We start from the raw sequence: 19,000 nt of genomic DNA, 5'->3' as shown, positions 1-19,000 counted from the left end.
TTGCAAGTATAGATAGTACTTTTTATTAGACTATGAGTTTTACTGGCTGACAATTAACGTTGTGCGATCGGATATGTAAATGGTTGAAGATGTAAGCTATGAAGGCGAAATGAAGGCCCGATGAATCCGAAAATACTACCGCGTTCATTTCTTGTTGTGTTGAATATCAGTGTGCTGGGCTTGTATGAATGCTGAAGCCGGATTAACTCTTTTATAATATTCCTTTTATTTCTTCCAGGCTACTGACAACATAAGTCGGGGTAAAGCCTTTGGCCGGTACTCCTTTCGGGTTGAGCCAGAGCTGGTCTATTTTGGAGTGGTAGGCGCCTTCGATGTCGGCTTCGAAGCAGTCGCCGATCATGAGTGATTCGGTACGGCGGGAATTGGTGTTGATCAGGGCGAAGTCGAATATCCCTTTATGGGGTTTTTGGATTCCGGCATCTTCAGAGAGAATCATCCGGGTGAAGTAAGGAGCCAGGCCGGAGTTGCGCAGTTTCTTGTCCTGTACTTCACGGAAACCGTTCGATAAGATATACATCCGGTAAGAAGGACGCAGGTATTCGAGTAGCTCGATGGCACCGGGAACAAGGCGCGTCTTGGTGGTGGTGCGTTGCAGGAAGTCGTTGTTGACTGCCAGGACAGATTGGGTGTCTTCAATACCCATCGGGCGAAGCATATAACGGAAACGGTCGACGATAAGTGTCTGCCTGTCGATTTCACCGGCCCGATATTGTCTCCACAGTAACTCATTATGTGGCCAATAGATTGCAAAGAAAGCCTCGAAGGAGGCATAATACCGATCAAAGTGGTGATCGGTATAAATCTCTTCGAGGCATTCTTTATTATTATGGTACGTATCCCAAAGGGTATCGTCCAAGTCTATAAAGAGGTTTTTGTATTTCATCATCCTACTTCGATAACCAGATATTTGCCAAGGCTCCAGAATGCTCTTGGATCTGTGATATTCAGTGTCAGGTTGCCGTCTTCGTCTTTTACGAATTCGTAAGAACCTTCCGGATGGTTGGATTTCAGTTTAGCTTTAGCAGCAAACAAAGGGATTTCCTTTACTTCACGGATGTCGACAGAAATAAAGTAATCTTTGTTGAAGCCGCTCTGCAATACTTTTGATTTAGAGAAAAGACCGCCACCTGAAAGGATCTTCTGGTCTTTCAGTTCTTTGGAAGTACCGAAACAATAGTAAGCTGTGTTGAGAGCCTTATCCTGTTCGTTCAGCTTTTCAGACTGGGCGGCAGCAGTCGTTGCCAGGCTTTCCACATCTTCGTTCAGGGAAGAAACCATTTCGTCCAGTTCCTGGATACGTACATTCTTTTTAGCCAGGTCTTCCTGCAAAGCAACAATCATGGTAGCCTTCTGATCCAGTTCGGAAGATAGGCGGTTGATTGTCTTTTTCAGTGCGGATGACTGGATGCCGCTCTTTTTCAGTTTGTCCTCAAGCTGATTGATCGTTTCTTTGTTTTTCTTCAGTGTCTCACTGATCAACTGCATATTCTGCTTGATCTGTTCGCGGTTGCTCTTGCTGAACTCACCTCCGGTTTGCTGCTGGATGTTCAGATAGTTTTCTGCATCGCGGATAGACTGTATGTCTGCCTCTACATCGTTCAGGATGGAAAGGATTTCGTTCATTTCGCTGCTACTCTTTGTGTTCTCTATTTTCAGAGAATCGTTCTCGGCTTTCAGCTTTTTATATTCGGCCGAATTCTGTCCGCAGGAAACCAGCAATGTTGCGCAGGTACAAGCTAATAATAACTTCTTCATTTTCTTTTTGTTTTTGAGTTAAACATCTTTTTCTGTCTCTTTTTCTTTTTTATCTTTCAAGCCTGCTAATACTATAACAATCTCACCTCTCGGATCGTTCACGGTAAAGTGAGCTATAACCTCTTCGAGGGTTCCGCGTACAGTCTCTTCGTGCAGTTTGGATATCTCGCGCGAGACGGAGACTTGCCGGTCGGTTCCGAAGAATTCGGCTAGTTGGGTTAGCGTCTTTACTAATCGGAAAGGTGATTCATAAAAGATGATCGTTCTGTTTTCGGTAGACAACTCCTTGAGGCGTGTTTGCCGCCCTTTCTTTTGGGGAAGGAAGCCTTCGAAACAGAATTTCTCGTTGGGTAGCCCGGAATTAACCAGGGCCGGAACGAATGCGGTTGCTCCCGGAAGGCATTCAACGTCTACACCTTGTCGTACACATTCCCTTACGAGCATAAAGCCCGGGTCGGAAATGGCCGGTGTGCCGGCATCGGAAACAAGTGCAATGTTTTCGCCGCCTTTGATGCGGGAAGCGATCTGCTCCACCGTCTTATGTTCGTTGAACTTGTGGTGCGACTGCATCTTGTTTTGTATCTCAAAATGTTTCAGTAGAATACCAGTCGTACGTGTGTCTTCGGCCAGAATCAGGTCGGCCTCTTTCAACACACGGATCGCCCGGAAGGTCATATCTTCCAGATTTCCTACGGGAGTGGGTACAACTGTTAACTTTGCCATATCTTACAGGAATCGTTTTTCAAGTAGCTTGATGAAGTCGGCAACGGCTTCATCTTCTATATTCCATTTCAGTTCGTTATTCAGATAAGCCACCGATTCTTCGTATGAATGAATGTCGTTGAGGTCGGTGATCGCTTTATTCATTTTCTCCTCATCGCCCCCGAACAGTTCGCGGCGGAAGCGGAAACGATCGTTCAGGCTGAATGCCTTACGGAAGTCGGAAAGATTCTTCTTTTCGAGCAGGTCGCTCAGGAATACGCCCTGCTTTTCCGTTGTAATGGGTTTATGAGGTGTTTCAGCCGGCTTTTCCGGTTTAGCCGGCGGAGTAATGATTTCCGGTTTCTCGATAATGATTTCCCGGACAGGTTCCTTCACTTCCACTTTAACCTCCGGTTCCCGGACGATTACTGTTTCAGCAACCGGCTCTTCCTGTACTTCCTGTACTTCCTGCACTTCGGGCACAATGGGCATCGGTGCGGCAGCCGGATTCGGCAACGATTGGATCAGTGCCTGATGGGCTTCCATTTGTTCGCGTAACATTTCGATCTGAGCCGTTTCCAGTGAATGAAGATCATTCAGTACTTTGTGTGTCAGATTGAAAGTCTGGCTAAAGAAGGACACCGGGTAAACCTCTGCATCCCGCATCCCGGCAATCAGCGTCTCAAGTTCTTTGAGATCGAGTAACAGATAATCTATTTTTTCTTTATTTGCCATTCCTTATATTATTCTTTACGGGGAAGCCTATTAAAGGCATCCCGGTATTATTGCAACAAAAATAACTATTTCTATTCATGTAACGCGGCTAATATATGAAAAATGTACTGTCACTCAACAAACTCATCCGGTAAATTAACCAAATATAACCGATGAGTGGCGCGGGTGAAGGCGGTATAGAGCCAACGGTAGAAATCTTCACCCAGCATTTCTTCGGTCATATATCCGATATCGAGAAAGACGTTCATCCATTGTCCGCCCTGTGCTTTGTGGCAGGTGATGGCATAGGCGTATTTCACCTGGACAACGTTGTAATGCGGGTCGGCTTTCATCTTTTTCATTTTGCCCGCCTTGGTCGGGATGTCGTCGTAGTCTTCGAGTATGGTGTAGAACAACTTGTCATTCAGCTCTTTTGGAAGGGCGGGGGAGTCTGTTTGCAGGGTGTCGAGCAGTATCTTGATATCCATTTCAAGATCGTAATCCTGGAAGCGTACGGTAACATCGGCGAAACGGAATCCGTATAGTTCGCTGGTTCGTCTGACACGAACTACCTGCACGATCTCTCCGTTGGCTATGAAATCCATCTCCTTGCATTCGCTTGTCCAGTAGTAATTGTTCTTGGCCACCATCAAACGGTCGCCCGACGATAATTCTTCTTCGCGGTACAGGATTCGGTTGCGGATACCATTATTGTAAATTGTAGCCCGTTTGTTCGACCGAGTGATGATCATCGTATCTTCCACTCCGTCGCGGCTGTAGGCCGAGGAGATTTCTTCGATCAGTTCGTCCCCGTTCACTTTCCTGAAATCGGCGAAACCTTTCAGATTAAGCTTCGGATAGATCTCTACCGTGTTTTCCCGTAAGGCATTACGCAAACGGGTGGCGTTGAACAGGATACCCGAGTCTTCACTCTGTCGTACGACCTGTGTCAGCGTGATTTCCCGTACCTCCAGATTATATCCTTTCAATATCTCTGCGTTCAAGGCTGGGCTTTCTGTTTGCATGACCGGGGGAAGCTGTGCCACGTCACCCATGAGGATAAGGCGGCAGTTCTCGCCGGAGTATACATATTGTATCAGATCGTCCAGCAAACGTCCTGTACCGAAAAATGCCGAGTCGAGCCCGTCGTTCGAGATCATGGACGCTTCATCTACTATAAATAATGTATCTTTATGTAAATTATCAGCCGGTAAAAATCCGGTCGGTTCGTTCGAAAAAGCCTTCTGGCGGTATATCTTTTTATGTATGGTGAAGGCTTTGTGGCCGGAATAATTAGAGAATACTTTGGCCGCTCTTCCGGTGGGGGCAAGCAAGACGGTTTTCTGTTTTAGTTCAGTCAGTGTCTTGACAAGGGCTCCTACCAGGGACGTTTTTCCTGTTCCCGCATATCCTTTTAGCAATAATATCGAGTCGGTTTCGTCCGAAAGTAGAAACTCCGTCAGTATTTTTAAGGCCAAATTCTGGTCTTCAGTAGGATTATATGGGAAATTTTGCGTAATTTGGCGGCTTAAATAACTATTTATCATTTTGATTGCAATAATTTTGGTGATAAAGGTAGTGTATTAAATATTCTTTTTTAAATTTGCCGAACGAAATAAATTCAAAAAAACAATACAAACCATGAAAGTTACATTAAAGATTTTAGTAGCAGTTGCAGTTGTCCTGCTTGTTTACATGTGCTATAGAAGCATTATGACGCCGATCGAATTCAACAAGGAAAAAGATGCGCGTGAAAGTGCTATTAAGGCTCGTCTGATCGATATTCGTAAAGCTCAGATCGAGTACAAGAATGTGTACAAAACTCATGCAGGTACATTCGCCGATTTGATTAAGTTCCTGAAGGACGACAAACTTCCGTTCCTGATCAAAGAAGGTGTTTTGACTGACGAGCAGCTGGAAAAAGGTATGACTGAGAAAGAAGCTGTAAAGAAAGGTTTGATCAAACGTGATACAGTTTGGGTTGTGGCTAAGGATACTTTGTTCGGAGCAAACTACAATGTGGATGATCTGGCTAATGTTCCGGGTGCAGGCGTTCAGTTCTCTATGGACACAGCTACGTTGACTTCCGGTTCCGGTTATACTGTAAAAGTATTTGAAGCTGGCGTTAAGTATGACGATTATCTGGGTGATCTTGACAAACAGTTGGTTGTAAACCTGAAAGATAAAGCTGAAAAGCTGGGTAAATATGATGGTTTACGCGTAGGTTCACTGACTGAAATTAATAACAACGCAGGTAACTGGGAATAATCGATCGCTTATGACTATCAGTATTCCTGATACGTTGACTGCTGATAATTCTGGAAAATATATAATGTCCATCCGGCTTAGGTCGGATGGACTTTCTTTTTCAGGATACAGCCCTTCGGTGAACGAAAGTTTCTTTTACAGGAACGTGGAGTTCGACCGGACGAAGCCTTATATTGCTTCATTGAAAGAGTTTTTCTTTGAGCACGAGTTTCTTACTTATTCTTATAAGCGGACGAATCTGGTTTGTGTAACTCCGCAATATACGATGGTGCCTGAAGAGGTCTTTACCGATAAACAGAAGGACGAACTGTTATCGTTCACCTTCTTCTCCCCTGAAAGCAAATGCCTGAACAACCTGCTGACGCGTGAGGCGGTAGAAGTGGTGTTCGGTATCGATGAAGATGTATATGAGTTTTGTTCCCGTTCGCTGATCAATCCTGCATTTATCCATCATATCACTCCCCAGTTGGCTTTGTGGAAACAACAGAGCCGGCAGTTGATACCCCGGCAGTTGTATGTTGTCTTACACCGGAGGATGATGGATGTGGTTTGTTATGCCGGAGGATCTTTGCTTTTTGCCAACTCTTTCGAGTATGATAAACCGGATGATATCCTATACTATATATTATATGTATGGAAACAGGTGGGGATGGATCAGGAAAGAGATCAGCTTCATATGTATGGAGGTGCTTCCCTTCGTAACACGATAACTGCTACGTTGCGGAATTATATACAATATATCAGTCCGGCAGAAATACCGTCGGACGCTTATTTGTTGGGAGCCGAGATCGTACAGGCCCCGTTGGATTTAATAGCTTTATCTGTATGCGAATTATAAGCGGAATATATGGCCGTCGGCGTTTCGATGTACCGTCTACTTTCAGTGCACGGCCGACTACCGATTTTGCCAAAGAGAATCTTTTCAATGTAATCAACAACCTGACCGACCTGGAAGGTGCAGACGCACTCGACCTGTTTGCCGGGACAGGCAGTATCTCGTTCGAACTGTTGTCGCGCGAATGTAAAAGCGTTACGGCTGTGGAGAAGAACAATGCCCATGCCTCTTTTATTGCAAAGGTGGCTAAGGAACTGAAAACCGACTCGCTGCGTCTGATCCGGGGTGATGTGTTCCGTTATCTTCATTCTGCTCCGAAACAAGGTTTCGATTTTATCTTTGCCGATCCTCCCTATGCGCTGAAAGAGTTGCCGGAAGTTCCGAAACTGGTGTTCGAAAAAGAGCTGTTGCGCGACGGGGGTATCTTTGTCATGGAGCATCCCAGGGATAATGACTTCTCCGAGCTTCCTTATTTTGATCAGCGACGGGTGTACGGCTCTGTCAACTTCAGTATCTTTATTAAAGAAGAAAAGGCTTAAAGGAGCGGGGAGAACAACCGCATGAATGACTCTGCCAGGCGTTGCTTGACCGGTCGTTTGAGCCAACGGGAAGGAACCAGCCGTTCGCAACTGTGCAGGTCGTGCAGGAATACCCGTTTCATCTGCAAGGCGAAAGAGGGTTGGTAGACGAATGCATTGATCTCGAAATTATGTTCGAAGCTTCGGAAATCCATATTGGCCGAGCCTATGCAGGCAAGTGCGTCGTCCGTGATCATCAGTTTCGAATGAAGGAAGCCCGGCTTATAGAAATAGACTTTGACGCCGGCTTTTACCATCTCGTCGATAAAAGAGTGCGTTGCCATGTTGGCCGTACGTGTATCCGAACGTTTGGGTAACATCAGGCGCACGTCGACTCCTCCCAGTGCTGCAATCAGCAAAGCTTGGTTCAGCCCTTCGGTCGGAAGGAAATAAGGTGTCTGTATGTAAATATACTTTTTAGCATTGGCTATCGTGAAGATATAAGCCTGAAGCAGGGTACGCCATTGACCGACGGGGCCGCTGGTGGCAATCTGCATGATATTATCGTCGTGGTATATCTTTGCCGGGGGATAAAATATCTTGTCGTTCAGTAGTTTTTTGCTGACAACATACCAGTCGATCAGGAATGTCGATTGAAGCCCGTGCACACCTTTGCCGATGATCCGGAAATGCGTATCGCGCCAGGTGCCCCATGCCGTCCCTTTCTCATACCGGTCGGCTATGTTCATGCCGCCCATATAACCGATTTGTCCGTCTATCACGACAATCTTCCGGTGGTTTCGGTAATTCACCTTGCTGGTGAAGACCGGAAACGCTACTTTCAGGAAGGCATAGACTTCAATCCCTGCTTCCTTCATTTCGTTGAAGAACTTATCTTTTACATTCCAGCAACCCACATCGTCATAGAGTACCCGCACTTTGACGCCTTCTTTAGCCTTCGCTATCAGGGCATCCTTGAACCGTATGCCGACTTCGTCATCACAGAAGATATAATATTGGAAGTGGATATGATGCGTTGCACCCTGTATATCTTTCAGCAGGTCTTTGAACTTCTCCGTCCCGTTTGTATATATTTTGATTTCACTACCATACAACAGCGATGACTGGTTGTTGTTATTCAAAAGAGTGACCAACGGTTGATATGGGGCGGGGACGGTACAGGCATCCTGGGGCAGTTTGCCTTCCTGCGGCCGTTTCATGATGCGTTTGTAAGTCCTGCGTGAGATGATCCGCTGCTTCCTGTTGTCCTGTCCGAAGAAGAAATAAAAGAGCAGACCGACACCGGGAGCGAGTAATAATACGATTACCCAGGGGATGGTTTTTAACGGGTTCCTGTTCTCTGCAATGATAACCAGCACTAACCCCATGATCGTGATTGAGTATAATATAATGAATATTACCCCAACGACCCATTGTATATGTATGACTGCCGGCATCCTTTTTATTCTTTGTTACAGGTTGATAAAGGTAATAAGGTAATTCGGAAATAACAAATCTTTACTACATTTGCCGGATAATATAAAATAGGAAGAAGATGATTACATATATTATTATAGGTATAACAGTCGTTGTTTCATATCTTTGTTTCAATAACCAGGAACTGTTTCGCAAATTAGCGCTGATACCTTACCGTACGGTAAAGAATAATGAATGGTACCGGCTGGTTACACATGGCTTTGTACATGCGGATATGACACATCTGTTGGTGAATATGTTTACTTTCTGGTCGTTCGGAACTTATATAGAAAGTATTTTCGGATACCTGGGTTTCGGAACGTGGGGATATCTGGGTCTTTACTTCGGTGGGATGATCTTTGCCTCTATCTATGATGTGCTGAAACATCACAACGATCCGTATTATGTCTCTATCGGGGCATCTGGCGCTGTGTCGGCCATCCTGTTCTCGTCTATCCTCTTCGACCCGTGGAGTAAAATATTGCTGTTTGCTATTATTCCAGTACCGGGAATTATCTTCGGAGTGCTCTATCTGGCTTATTGTCAATATATGGCTAAACGTGCGGGAGACAATATCAATCACAATGCCCATTTTTACGGTGCTGTCTACGGTTTCCTATATCCGGCTTTACTTAATCCTTCGTTGATAAAAGCGTTCCTTTCTCACTTTTAATCGGAATATTTTCCATATTTAGCACTGTTCAAGTATTTGTTTTTTAAGGTATTATTTATAGATTTGTGGAAATATCTCAATTTGTAAGTAATACCATAAGACAGACACAATGAAAAGAAGGAACTTCATCCGAAGTGGGGCACTGGCTATTGCGGGCTTCACGATTTTACCTCGTCACATTTTAGGCGGAACTAATTTTGTAGCTCCCAGCGATCAGATAAATCTGGGAATTATCGGCTGTGGGGCACAGGGCCGGTGGACACTTGCTCCGGAGTTTGCCCGGCGTGCTAACCTGATAGCTGCCGCTGATTGCGAATCCCGCCAGCTGAAAGCCATGCAGGAAATTGTTGAAAAAGAAACGGAAAAGGCAAAAGGGCAGGCCTATAAAGGATTTAAGCTTTATGCAGACTACCATGAATTATTGAACCGGAGTGATATAGACGGCGTGATTATAGCAACCCCCGACCATTGGCATGCTGTACAAACGATAGAAGCTTGTCGTGCCGGAAAAGATGTCTATGTAGAGAAGCCGATGTCGCATAGTATCGAAGAAGGTCGTGCTATGGCCGATGCCGTAGAAAAGTACAACCGTGTATTGCAAGTCGGTAATATGCAACGTTCGTGGCGTAACTTCCGCCATGCCTGCGAATTGGTTCGCAACGGCTATATCGGTGAGATCAAGGAAGTGAAAGTATCCATCGGACCTCCTCCCGTAAAGTACGATTTGCCTGCACAACCGGTTCCTAAAACGTTGGATTGGGAAATGTGGATCGGCCCGGCTCCTATGAATGTTTATAATGAAGAACTGGCACCGCCTATGGAACGTAATATGTTCCCGAACTGGCGAAACTATAAAGAATATGGTGGCGGTATGATCTGCGACTGGGGTGCTCATATGTTTGATATCGCCCAATGGGCATTAGGCATGGACGATTCCGGCCCGATCGAATTTACTCCGCCGGAAGAAGGGGAACTGCGTCCTCTCAGTATGCGTTACGCCAATGGTACTGTTATGACACATGAGCCTTTCCGTAAAGCGGATGGCAACGCCGTTCGTTTTATCGGTTCGGACGGAGTGATCGATATCAGCCGTAGTTTCCTGGATACGATCCCGGCGAAATTGCAGGACGAAGTGATCGGAGAGGATAAGATCAAGCTGTACAAGAGTGACGATCATTATAATGATTTCCTTACTTCCATGAAGACCCGCAAGCAACCGCTTAGCACCGTGGAGATCGGACACCGCACGGCTTCCCTGTGCCATATCGTGAATTTGTGTTATGAGTTCGACCGTAAATTGGTGTGGAATCCGGAGAAAGAAGAGTTCTTCTTTGATGATGAAGCGAACAAGCGACGTGGTAATCCGATACGCGAACCGTATAGCCTGAAAGTATAGTATATATAATAATGTATAGGAAAACGCAATCGGTGGTAAATGTTCTGACGAGCTTTTACCACCGATTACTGTTTATAGGCTGAAATGTTTTACGTTCGGATATCAGAACCGTGGCGGGCCGCCATGACCTCTGCCACCCGGTCCGCGTACGTCGTTCATACTGGCTCCCCCTTTAAAGATGCTGAACCGGTAGATGAAGTGAACCATAAAGTAGCTGCTCAATGTATTGTATTCCGAATACTGGGTATAGCTGTTATTTGCGGTTTGAGAAATATTGCTGCGTTGGTGCAGGATATCATAGATCTTGAAACGCAATGTCGCCTGGTTACCTTTCAGGAACGATTTGGATGCAGATGCGTTCCATAAAACTTCCTTTTGTTTATATCCTTCGGCATAACCCGAGTTGGCCGACCAGGTAATATCGCTCTCGATCTTAAAATCGAGCGGAAGATAAATAGCCGTTGTTCCTCCGACACCATAATTGAATATATTCTGATCGTTCTGTCCTTGCAAAGAATTTTGGGTTCCGGTATAACGGATATTCCCGTTTAGTCCCAAGTCTATGTAATCTGAACGGAAATCTAAACCGGCACGCTCCATTGCAGTGTAATTCTTGTTCGTATTTTTTTTATCGTTGATGAAACCGTTTAAATTGTTATATGAAGCCATTGTCATGGAGTTGATGGAGAACTTTTTGTTCTTCAGCGGAGTATTGAACAATACGCGGACATTTCCGTTATAGTTGCCGCTTACGTTTTCGTAAGTAGTCATCTTTTTTCCGGACTCTCCTACATAGACAGATTTGGTAACGATATCATTTACTATATAGTTTGCATTCAGCATCACCATGAAAGCTGTTTGTTTTTCAGGGATGAATTTCTGATAACGTGCAAATAAGTTATTTGAATAAGTCGGTTTCAGATCCGGGTTACCTGTGACGGTGTTTAGCGGATCGGATATGTCATCGACCGGCTGCAGTTGCGTCATGGAAGGTTGAGTAGTACGTCCCCGATAATTGATCCGTAAGTTCGTGCGCTTATCGAAACGATAGTTGAAACGGATCATCGGTGAGATGTTTATCACATTACGGGTTAACTTTGATAATGTCGAGTCGCCAACAAAGTTTTCACTTACACTATGGGAAGGGGCCAGATTCATACCGACCGTATAGTCGTACTTCTCACGAACAGCTTTAAAGGCCAGGCTTGCTTGTTGATTAATGAAATTGTTACGGTAACTTTTGCTGTATGCCGTATCCAGAACATTGTATTCTTCGCTACCTTCTTCTTTTACATAAGAGTTTTTCAGTGCTTCCTGCTTATTCTGGCTGAAACTATATGTCGCCTGAATAAAATTATTATTGCCGATCGGTTCGACCCACGACAGGTATGCCCGATAGTTGAAACCTTTGTTATCGTACCTGAACTGCTGATCGATCAGTTCGTTCGGATCGTCTCCCTGGAAATATTCTGTGTTGGAGTAGTTCAAACCTTTGTTATATGAATCACTTACTCCTCCGGATAAAGAGCCACTGAACACACGGCCCTCGCTATTCAGCTTCCGGCTGAACTCCAATCGTGCATTCACATTGTATCCTTCGCCGTCGGAAAGATAATCGGACTCTCCTATATTAACCGTATCTCCCCGGTTAGTCAATGTATTGAATGAACCGAACTCGCGGTTATGGCTGTTGCTATAGCTGAAACTCGGCTGGAAAATGATCTGGGTTGCTGTGTCCGGTTTCCACTCCATTCGGAAGTCTGCTCCGATATTATCGCTTTTCGTATTACTGTTGCTCAGTTCGTTGTAGATTGTAGAACTGTCGTTGGGTAGGATGTTTGTTCTGTTTATCCTGCTTTCAGCATCATTATCAGCATGTGAGTAACGGATGTTACCTCCTAATGTCATTTTTGAGTTGAGTTCTTTGCTGAAGTTCATCCCTGCATTACCTGACGAGGTGATACCGTTTCCGGCTCCACCTCCGCCGCGTCCTCCACGTCGTCCGCCCATCCCGGAAAACATGGTGGAAGCAATATCGGAGAATCCCATATTGTTCGTATTGTTCAGCCCTCCCATGAATGTTACCTGATCATTATTGATAAAACGGTTGACCATGAAATTCCCTTCATACCGGTCTTTGCTGCCGTATCCGGCAAAGGCGTTCCCGAACCAACCTTGTTTCATCCCCGGCTTCACAGTCAGGTTGATAACGGTTTCTTCATCCCCGTCGTCAAATCCGGTCATCCGTGCCATATCGCTTAGGCGATCCAGTACCTGTACCTTTTCAATCATCTTCGAGGGCAGGTTTTTCGAAGCCACTTTCGGGTCGTCGGAGAAGAACTCTTTCCCATCGATCAATACCTTCTTGATCTCCTTTCCGTTGACGGTGATCTTTCCTTCACTGTCGACTTCCACACCCGGCATCTTCTTCAACAGATCTTCCAGCACGGCTCCTTCTGTCGTTTTGTAGGAATCGGCATTATATTCGACCGTGTCGTTGCGGACAACCACTTCCGGTGCTTTTCCGATTACCACTGCTTCTCCGAGCATAATGGAACCGTCGCTAAGTGCAAGTTTGCCGACATTCACCGGGTTGGTTTTCCCTGTGATCCGTAAAGGTTGATATAATGGATCGAACCCTACGAAAGAAACGTGCAGCAGATAACTGCCGGCTTTGATCCCTTTCAGTGTGAAATTACCATTACGCGAACTGGCCACCCCTCCGACCATCGTACTGTCCTTTACATTTAACAAGCGTACCGTAGCCTGTTCAATAGGCTCGTTGTTCCCCTCTTCTATCACAGTTCCTGTGACATCAACTCCACCCCGCTGTGCGAATGCCGGCAAAGAAAAGAGAATAAGAAATAACCATAAAAAGTATCTTCCCGATTTCATAACTAATATATTATCTGTATCAAACAAATATGTATCCGGACTGGTTTCCGGTTACGAGAAGATAGACGGCTCCGACTTGATTAAGTTTAATAATATCTGTGATGATTTTGATTTATTAACCAAAAGGGAAAAGCCATTCTTCCCGGCATTTAGTTAAAAATATCCCGATATAAATTGATTTTGTTGCCGGGAAAAGTTATTGCCGACGCTGTCGAAAGCTTTGCCGACGCCCTCGACAATATAGCTGACACTGTCGACAATATAGCTGACGCCCTCGGCAACAACTTTCCTGCAAGGAAAATTGAACTTTCTCCGGATGTATCAGGAAGGAAACCCGAATAAAAAGGAAAGAAGAGGGAGATAGTCTTTCAGTTTAACACGAAGTATTTTCAGGGATTGACTGATACGGTATTCGACGGTTTTGACGGACACTCCAAGTTGTTCTGCTATCTGAACATTGGTTTGTTCACCGAAACGGCTTAAGGTGAACGTGTCTCGGTAAGTGTCAGGAAGTTCTTTGATAGCATTGTTTATATTCTCTGTCAGTTCGTTCACGAAGTAGTAATCAGGATCTTCAAATTGCTCTTTTAGTTTTTCATAAAGAAGGGTATGTACTTTCTTATGATACAAATTCTTTTGAATCGCATTCAGGCACCGATGTTTAACTGCTATAAATAAATATGATTTCAAGGATTGAGTGATAATGATATTTTTTCGGTTTTCCCATATGAAAAGCATTAGATCTTGTACCAGTTCTTCGGCGTCTTCATCTGTTACGTATTGGGAAATGTATTCGCATAAAGGAGAATAGTACTTGATAAACATTTGTTTATAAGCCTCGGAATTACCTTCTTGTAATTGTCTAACTAATAGAATATCATTCATTTACTAAATTTTGTTTATGAAGGTTTCGGGCAAAGATAGTTGATAATTCTAATTATATTTAGAAAAAAAAGGAATATGTATAAAATTTTTTATGATATTGTTTAGGGTAGAAGAGGGGGATTTTTGTCGTATATATAGAAACAGATAAAATGGAAGAACAGAGAAAACATATAGAAGAACCGGAAACTTCATTATTGTTGTTGTATATCGGGGGAAAAGCTTCGGCAGAAGAATGTGCTATTGTTGAGAGCTGGCTGCATGACAAAGAAGAGAATGAACAAACCTTGTTACAAATTGCTCGTATTTATCATGTGCAATATACACATAGGCGTATTGAACAGCGTGATCCTCTTAAAGCTTTTGAGAAGGTACAAGAACGGGTTAGGCAGCGTGTATGGAAAAAAAATATTTATCGTTTTTCTACTGTTGCTGCTTGTCTTGTTGTTGGATTCTTTTTGTCAACTCTTCTTTCATGGTGGAATACAACAGACAGTGAGGTGAAAGCACAAATGGTTACTGTTCGTTCAAATCCGGGGATGCGTACCAGTTGTAACTTGCCGGATGGGACAGTTGCATATTTAAACTCAGGATCTACGCTGATTTATCCGGTTCCGTATGATAACGATAAAAGGGCTGTAACGTTGGATGGAGAAGGTTACTTTAAGGTGACACATGATCCGGAAAAGCCCTTTATAGTGAATGTCGCTGATGGAAAAATGAGGGTAAAAGTATTGGGAACTGAATTTAACTTACAGGCGTATCTGGGAGAAGGACAGATAGAAACGACTTTGGTTTCAGGGAAAGTTAATATTGAAACAGAAAAAGAGAATGGCACTGTAGTGAGACAAGAACTATCTCCTTCAATGAAAGCTACATATATTCTCTCTACTGGAAAAATGAATATGGAAATTGTGAATCCTGTATATGAAACTGCCTGGATAGAAGGAAAATTAATGTTTTATAATTCTCCTTTGCCTGAAGTGTTGCGTGATTTGTCTTATTTCTATAATGTAAAATTCGAAGTGAAGGATCCTTTGATAAAATCCTATTACTTTACCGGAACGTTCATCGATAAACAATTGTCACAAATTTTGGATTACCTGCAAATATCATCAGGAATAGATTATAAGATCAGGCAAATTACCGGAGATGACAGTAAAGGAATTAATTATACGGTGGTCGAGTTGACCAATAAACGGAAATAGAGACATAGTATAATGTTGGATAATCATTAAAAACAGAAAGCCTATGGAATAGAACAATCATTGCAGACCTTATTATTGAAAAACATACGGAAACATGTTACCAGCATCTTCCCGTATGAAATATTCAATAGCCGGTCTATAAACAGACTAAGGAATTTATTTTTTTAATCTTAAATCATTTACAAAAGTATGGTAAAGAATTATTATATCCAACAGGATAGGGAAATTTGTATCCTGAATTTAGTACCTAAAATAACAAGAACCATGAAGTTAACCTGTTTATTGTTATGCTTGTCTATTAGTATGGCACTTGCGTCCCAATCTTATGCGCAAACGACAAAACTTTCTGTATTTGGAACAGAAAAGACAGTCGCAGAAGTATTGGAAGAGATTGAACAACAGACCGATTTCCAATTTTTTTATAATAACAAAATCATAAATGTCAACCGGAAGGTTTCTATCAATGTACAGAATGAAGATGTATTTGTTGTATTGAACCGTTTGTTTAAAGAGTCGAATGTACGGTATAAAGTGATAGATAAAGATGTAATTTTGACAACTATTGATGTGGCCGGATCGGATCAGGTTGGTAAAAAAGTTAGCGGAAAAGTAACTGATCATTTAGGAGAGCCTGTTATTGGGGTGAATGTTGTTGAAAAAGGAACAACGAATGGGACGACTACAGATGTGAATGGTTCTTATTCTTTGATGCTATCCAGTGATAATGCGGTTCTTCAATTTTCTTATATCGGATATACAACAAGAGATATTGCTGTAGGAAGTAAATCTGATGTTTCTGTTTCATTGTTGGAAGATAGTCAGGCGTTGGAAGAAGTGGTAGTGGTTGGTTACGGTACAACCAAGAAGGTGAATCTGACTGGTGCTGTTGCACAAATAGATAATAAAACAATGGAAAACCGCTCTGTTACAAACATTGGAAAGGCTTTGCAGGGAGTAGTCGGAAACTTGAATATGACAGTTTCTGGAAATGGTGGGGCTCCCGGCTCAACGATGGATTATAATGTTCGTGGTACAACCAGTCTTTCCGGGGGGGCTCCGTTATTTATTGTAGATGGAGTTCCGGCTGATAATATTAATAATATTAATCCTGCCGATGTAGAAACTCTGACTGTTTTGAAGGATGCGGCTTCTGCTGCTATTTACGGTGCACGTGCTGCTTATGGTGTTATTCTGGTAACGACTAAGAAGGGGGCTAAAAATGAAAAGGTGACCGTATCTTATAATAATGTGATAGGCTATAATCATGCAACATGTATTCCGAATCAGGTAAACTCACTTGATTTTGCGAATGCGTATAATATCGCATCACTAAACTCAGGACAGTCTCCGATGTTCAGTGATGAACATATTGGGCGCATCAAAGCTTATATGGCAGATCCGGGACATTATCCGTCAAACATTCCGAATCCGAATAATACGGATTATTGGTCGTATGCTACATTGGATAATGATAATGTGGATTGGTTCAGGGCATTCTTTAAACCGGGATCATGGAATCATAAACATGACTTGAGTGTAAGAGGTGGTACGGAGAAATCCAATTATTATGTGGGAGCCGGCTATTATAAGGAAAATGGATTGTTGCGATATGGAAAAGATCGTTTTGAACGTTTTAACCTGACAAGCAATTTACATTTTGAACCCTATAAATGGTTGCGTGGAGATGTCAGAGTCAAATTCAGCCGGGATAAAAATAATACCGTTTCAGAGGCTTATAATGGGGATATAGGTAACTGGGTACATTTGGCAACAACCCGCTATCCGAACTGGTCTTTGAAAGATCCGAACGGACATTGGGCTTCAACCTCTCATATTTATAAACAAATAGACGGGGGACGTACACTTGACAATACCAATGTTTTTAGTGCAACGGGAGCTTTAGAGGCTGAGCCGATTAAAGGTTGGAAGATAAACGTTGATTATACTTACCGAAATACGGCAAGAAAAGAGTCTACTCACGACAAAGCGGTAATCTGGGAGTATACGGTCTCCGAAGTTCCGGTAATGGCTCCAAATCATGATGCTTTTTCAACTTTGCAGGCTCAAACTGATTATAGCTCATTTAATGCTTATACTTCTTATGAACATTTGTTTGGCGACCATTTTATGTCGGTCATGGTTGGTCAGCAATTGGAGTTAAGTAAATATGATTATTTGACTGCTATGCGTCGTAATTTGATAAATCAGGATATTCCTTCTTTATCAACTGCGATTGGTGAACAGACGAATTCCCAGACACTGACGCATTGGGCAAATATGGGTACTTTTATCCGTGCTAATTATAACTATAAAGAAAAATACCTGATTGAGTTTAATGCTCGTTATGATGGTTCTTCCAAATTCCAGCGTGGTGACCGTTTTGGATTTTTCCCTTCCGTTTCTGTCGGTTATAATATTGCCAGAGAAAACTTCTGGACAATCGAACATATTGTGAACTCATTGAAACTACGTGCTTCTTATGGATCGTTGGGGAATCAGAATGTGGGTGATTATTTGTATTTGAGTACAGTGAATGTAGGCAATAATTATGGTTATCTGATAGACGGGGTACGTCCGAACTATCTGGAAGCACCCGGGTTGGTCAGCCGTAATCTGACTTGGGAAACAGTTTCTACCATTGATGTGGGAGTAGATGCTTCATTCTTATCAAATCAGTTGAATCTTTCATTTGACTGGTATCGTCGTACGACAACTGACATGTTTGGCCCTGCCAATGCCCTGCCGGCGGTATTGGGAGCAAGTGTACCACAAGAAAATAATGCCGATTTACGTACTTCTGGTTTCGAATTGAATCTGGGATGGAGAGATCAGATAGGAAGCGATTTCTCTTATAATGTAAATTTGGTTTTATCTGATTATGTATCCAAGGTTATCACTTATAATAATCCCACAAAGATTTTGTCAACCTACTATGAAGGGCAGACGATCGGAGAAATCTGGGGATATAAAACAGCAGGTATCATACAAACGGAAGAGCAGTTGAAAAAGATATCTGATCAGTCATATATCTATGGAAACTGGACAGTTGGAGATGTGGAGTATAAGGATTTAAATAATGATGGTAAAATTGATAAAGGTAAAAATACGAAAGATGATCATGGAGACCTAACTGTTATTGGAAATACAACTCCACGTTTTAGCTATGGTATTTCTTTAGGTGCACAGTGGAAAGGTTTTGATTTGAACATTTTCCTGCAAGGGGTAGGGAAGCGTGATTTTTGTCCTCCGACAGGTGGAAATAGCGGAGTTTTCTTCTGGGGATTCACTGGTGGGTTTGGTTCTAATATGTATGAAGAAACATCAGATTTCTGGACTCCGGAAAATACTAGTGCTTATTATCCGAAGCCCTATAATTCTTCTGAAGTATATAAAAACCAACAGTCGCAAACTCGTTATCTACAGAATGCAGCTTATCTACGCCTGAAGAATTTTCAGTTAGGTTATACAATTCCAAAGACTATTATGTCAAAGATCGGTTTAGAGCGTATCCGTATGTTTATCAGTGGAGAAAATCTCTTTACAATTACATCTTTGCAGAAAAATTTTGATCCTGAACTTTTAAACGGAAGTTGGGGAGCCGGAAAAGTTTATCCTTTATCGAAGACATTCTCTTTTGGTTTTAATGTTGATTTTTAA

The 19,000-nt window shown here is 43.0% G+C and carries 15 protein-coding genes; 7 read left to right on the top strand and 8 right to left on the bottom strand.

The window, feature by feature from the left end; translation table 11 throughout:
* Positions 1–211 precede the first annotated feature (211 nt).
* From HMPREF1212_RS17580 to HMPREF1212_RS17560, 5 genes are all read right to left on the bottom strand, one after another.
* Complete coding sequence (locus tag HMPREF1212_RS17580) at positions 212–904, bottom strand: YjjG family noncanonical pyrimidine nucleotidase (protein ID WP_028727783.1); 693 nt, start codon at positions 902–904, stop codon at positions 212–214.
* Positions 904–1,776 (bottom strand): Cbp1 family collagen-binding glycoprotein adhesin, encoded by an 873-nt coding sequence (locus tag HMPREF1212_RS17575; RefSeq protein WP_028727784.1) that lies wholly within the window; start codon positions 1,774–1,776, stop codon positions 904–906. Before HMPREF1212_RS17575 ends, HMPREF1212_RS17580 begins: the two co-directional genes overlap by 1 nt.
* A gap of 18 nt (positions 1,777–1,794) precedes the next feature.
* Positions 1,795–2,499: a 16S rRNA (cytidine(1402)-2'-O)-methyltransferase gene (gene rsmI / locus HMPREF1212_RS17570; RefSeq protein WP_028727785.1), complete on the bottom strand. Its 705-nt coding sequence runs from the start codon at positions 2,497–2,499 to the stop codon at positions 1,795–1,797.
* Between the two features lie 3 nt (positions 2,500–2,502).
* Positions 2,503–3,213 carry a hypothetical protein gene (locus HMPREF1212_RS17565; protein WP_046150499.1) on the bottom strand — a complete coding sequence of 237 codons (711 nt, stop codon included), beginning with the start codon at positions 3,211–3,213 and terminating at the stop codon, positions 2,503–2,505.
* Between the two features lie 110 nt (positions 3,214–3,323).
* Entirely contained in the window at positions 3,324–4,739 is a 1,416-nt protein-coding gene (locus tag HMPREF1212_RS17560) for an ATP-dependent DNA helicase (protein WP_028727787.1), read from the bottom strand.
* A 94-nt stretch (positions 4,740–4,833) separates the two neighbouring features.
* On the opposite strand from HMPREF1212_RS17560, the gene HMPREF1212_RS17555 reads away from it, so the two are divergent.
* The 3 genes from HMPREF1212_RS17555 to rsmD are packed head-to-tail and all read left to right on the top strand — an operon-like array spanning position 4,834 to position 6,834.
* Positions 4,834–5,460 (top strand): hypothetical protein, encoded by a 627-nt coding sequence (locus HMPREF1212_RS17555; protein ID WP_046150498.1) that lies wholly within the window; start codon positions 4,834–4,836, stop codon positions 5,458–5,460.
* A 10-nt stretch (positions 5,461–5,470) separates the two neighbouring features.
* Positions 5,471–6,298, top strand: coding sequence for a DUF3822 family protein (locus HMPREF1212_RS17550; protein ID WP_046150497.1), 828 nt, complete (start codon positions 5,471–5,473; stop codon positions 6,296–6,298).
* Positions 6,286–6,834 carry a 16S rRNA (guanine(966)-N(2))-methyltransferase RsmD gene (gene rsmD / locus HMPREF1212_RS17545; RefSeq protein ID WP_028727790.1) on the top strand — a complete coding sequence of 183 codons (549 nt, stop codon included), beginning with the start codon at positions 6,286–6,288 and terminating at the stop codon, positions 6,832–6,834. The genes HMPREF1212_RS17550 and rsmD overlap by 13 nt, the downstream gene beginning before the upstream one ends.
* On the opposite strand, the gene cls is transcribed toward rsmD, so the two are convergent.
* Positions 6,831–8,270, bottom strand: coding sequence for a cardiolipin synthase (gene cls, locus HMPREF1212_RS17540; RefSeq protein ID WP_046150496.1), 1,440 nt, complete (start codon positions 8,268–8,270; stop codon positions 6,831–6,833). The two genes, rsmD and cls, sit on opposite strands and share 4 nt — an antisense overlap.
* 98 nt (positions 8,271–8,368) lie before the next feature.
* Here cls and HMPREF1212_RS17535 point away from each other — a divergent pair, with 98 nt between their 5' ends.
* Together HMPREF1212_RS17535 and HMPREF1212_RS17530 are read left to right on the top strand one after the other, a co-directional pair.
* Positions 8,369–8,962: a rhomboid family intramembrane serine protease gene (locus HMPREF1212_RS17535; protein WP_028727792.1), complete on the top strand. Its 594-nt coding sequence runs from the start codon at positions 8,369–8,371 to the stop codon at positions 8,960–8,962.
* A gap of 109 nt (positions 8,963–9,071) precedes the next feature.
* The gene (locus HMPREF1212_RS17530) at positions 9,072–10,358 is read left to right on the top strand and encodes a Gfo/Idh/MocA family protein (protein ID WP_028727793.1); all 1,287 of its coding nucleotides are present in this window, start codon (positions 9,072–9,074) and stop codon (positions 10,356–10,358) included.
* Positions 10,359–10,460: 102 nt separating this feature from the next.
* On the opposite strand, the gene HMPREF1212_RS17525 is transcribed toward HMPREF1212_RS17530, so the two are convergent.
* Together HMPREF1212_RS17525 and HMPREF1212_RS17520 are read right to left on the bottom strand one after the other, a co-directional pair.
* On the bottom strand, positions 10,461–13,253 hold the full coding sequence (locus tag HMPREF1212_RS17525; RefSeq protein ID WP_046151219.1) for a TonB-dependent receptor: 2,793 nt from the start codon (positions 13,251–13,253) through the stop codon (positions 10,461–10,463).
* Positions 13,254–13,574: 321 nt separating this feature from the next.
* The gene (locus tag HMPREF1212_RS17520; protein WP_028727795.1) at positions 13,575–14,138 is read right to left on the bottom strand and encodes an RNA polymerase sigma-70 factor; all 564 of its coding nucleotides are present in this window, start codon (positions 14,136–14,138) and stop codon (positions 13,575–13,577) included.
* Between the two features lie 149 nt (positions 14,139–14,287).
* Between HMPREF1212_RS17520 and HMPREF1212_RS17515 the strand changes: the two genes are divergently transcribed.
* Together HMPREF1212_RS17515 and HMPREF1212_RS17510 are read left to right on the top strand one after the other, a co-directional pair.
* The gene (locus HMPREF1212_RS17515) at positions 14,288–15,343 is read left to right on the top strand and encodes a FecR family protein (RefSeq protein ID WP_046150495.1); all 1,056 of its coding nucleotides are present in this window, start codon (positions 14,288–14,290) and stop codon (positions 15,341–15,343) included.
* 264 nt (positions 15,344–15,607) lie between these two features.
* Positions 15,608–19,000, top strand: coding sequence for a TonB-dependent receptor (locus tag HMPREF1212_RS17510; protein WP_052725041.1), 3,393 nt, complete (start codon positions 15,608–15,610; stop codon positions 18,998–19,000).

The sequence above is a fragment of the Parabacteroides sp. HGS0025 genome, from assembly GCF_000969845.1.
GTDB classification, from domain to species: Bacteria; Bacteroidota; Bacteroidia; order Bacteroidales; family Tannerellaceae; genus Parabacteroides; species Parabacteroides gordonii.
This window is presented reverse-complemented; position numbering and strand designations above follow the sequence as displayed.

Excerpts from the sequence above, each read along its gene's own strand:
- HMPREF1212_RS17580 (WP_028727783.1), bottom strand. The coding sequence starts at position 904 with ATGAAATACAAAAACCTCTTTATAGACTTGGACGATACCCTTTGGGAT.
- HMPREF1212_RS17575 (WP_028727784.1), bottom strand. The coding sequence starts at position 1,776 with ATGAAGAAGTTATTATTAGCTTGTACCTGCGCAACATTGCTGGTTTCC.
- rsmI (WP_028727785.1), bottom strand. The coding sequence starts at position 2,499 with ATGGCAAAGTTAACAGTTGTACCCACTCCCGTAGGAAATCTGGAAGAT.
- HMPREF1212_RS17565 (WP_046150499.1), bottom strand. The coding sequence starts at position 3,213 with ATGGCAAATAAAGAAAAAATAGATTATCTGTTACTCGATCTCAAAGAA.
- HMPREF1212_RS17560 (WP_028727787.1), bottom strand. The coding sequence starts at position 4,739 with ATGATAAATAGTTATTTAAGCCGCCAAATTACGCAAAATTTCCCATAT.
- HMPREF1212_RS17555 (WP_046150498.1), top strand. The coding sequence starts at position 4,834 with ATGAAAGTTACATTAAAGATTTTAGTAGCAGTTGCAGTTGTCCTGCTT.
- HMPREF1212_RS17550 (WP_046150497.1), top strand. The coding sequence starts at position 5,471 with ATGACTATCAGTATTCCTGATACGTTGACTGCTGATAATTCTGGAAAA.
- rsmD (WP_028727790.1), top strand. The coding sequence starts at position 6,286 with ATGCGAATTATAAGCGGAATATATGGCCGTCGGCGTTTCGATGTACCG.
- cls (WP_046150496.1), bottom strand. The coding sequence starts at position 8,270 with ATGCCGGCAGTCATACATATACAATGGGTCGTTGGGGTAATATTCATT.
- HMPREF1212_RS17535 (WP_028727792.1), top strand. The coding sequence starts at position 8,369 with ATGATTACATATATTATTATAGGTATAACAGTCGTTGTTTCATATCTT.
- HMPREF1212_RS17530 (WP_028727793.1), top strand. The coding sequence starts at position 9,072 with ATGAAAAGAAGGAACTTCATCCGAAGTGGGGCACTGGCTATTGCGGGC.
- HMPREF1212_RS17525 (WP_046151219.1), bottom strand. The coding sequence starts at position 13,253 with ATGAAATCGGGAAGATACTTTTTATGGTTATTTCTTATTCTCTTTTCT.
- HMPREF1212_RS17520 (WP_028727795.1), bottom strand. The coding sequence starts at position 14,138 with ATGAATGATATTCTATTAGTTAGACAATTACAAGAAGGTAATTCCGAG.
- HMPREF1212_RS17515 (WP_046150495.1), top strand. The coding sequence starts at position 14,288 with ATGGAAGAACAGAGAAAACATATAGAAGAACCGGAAACTTCATTATTG.
- HMPREF1212_RS17510 (WP_052725041.1), top strand. The coding sequence starts at position 15,608 with ATGAAGTTAACCTGTTTATTGTTATGCTTGTCTATTAGTATGGCACTT.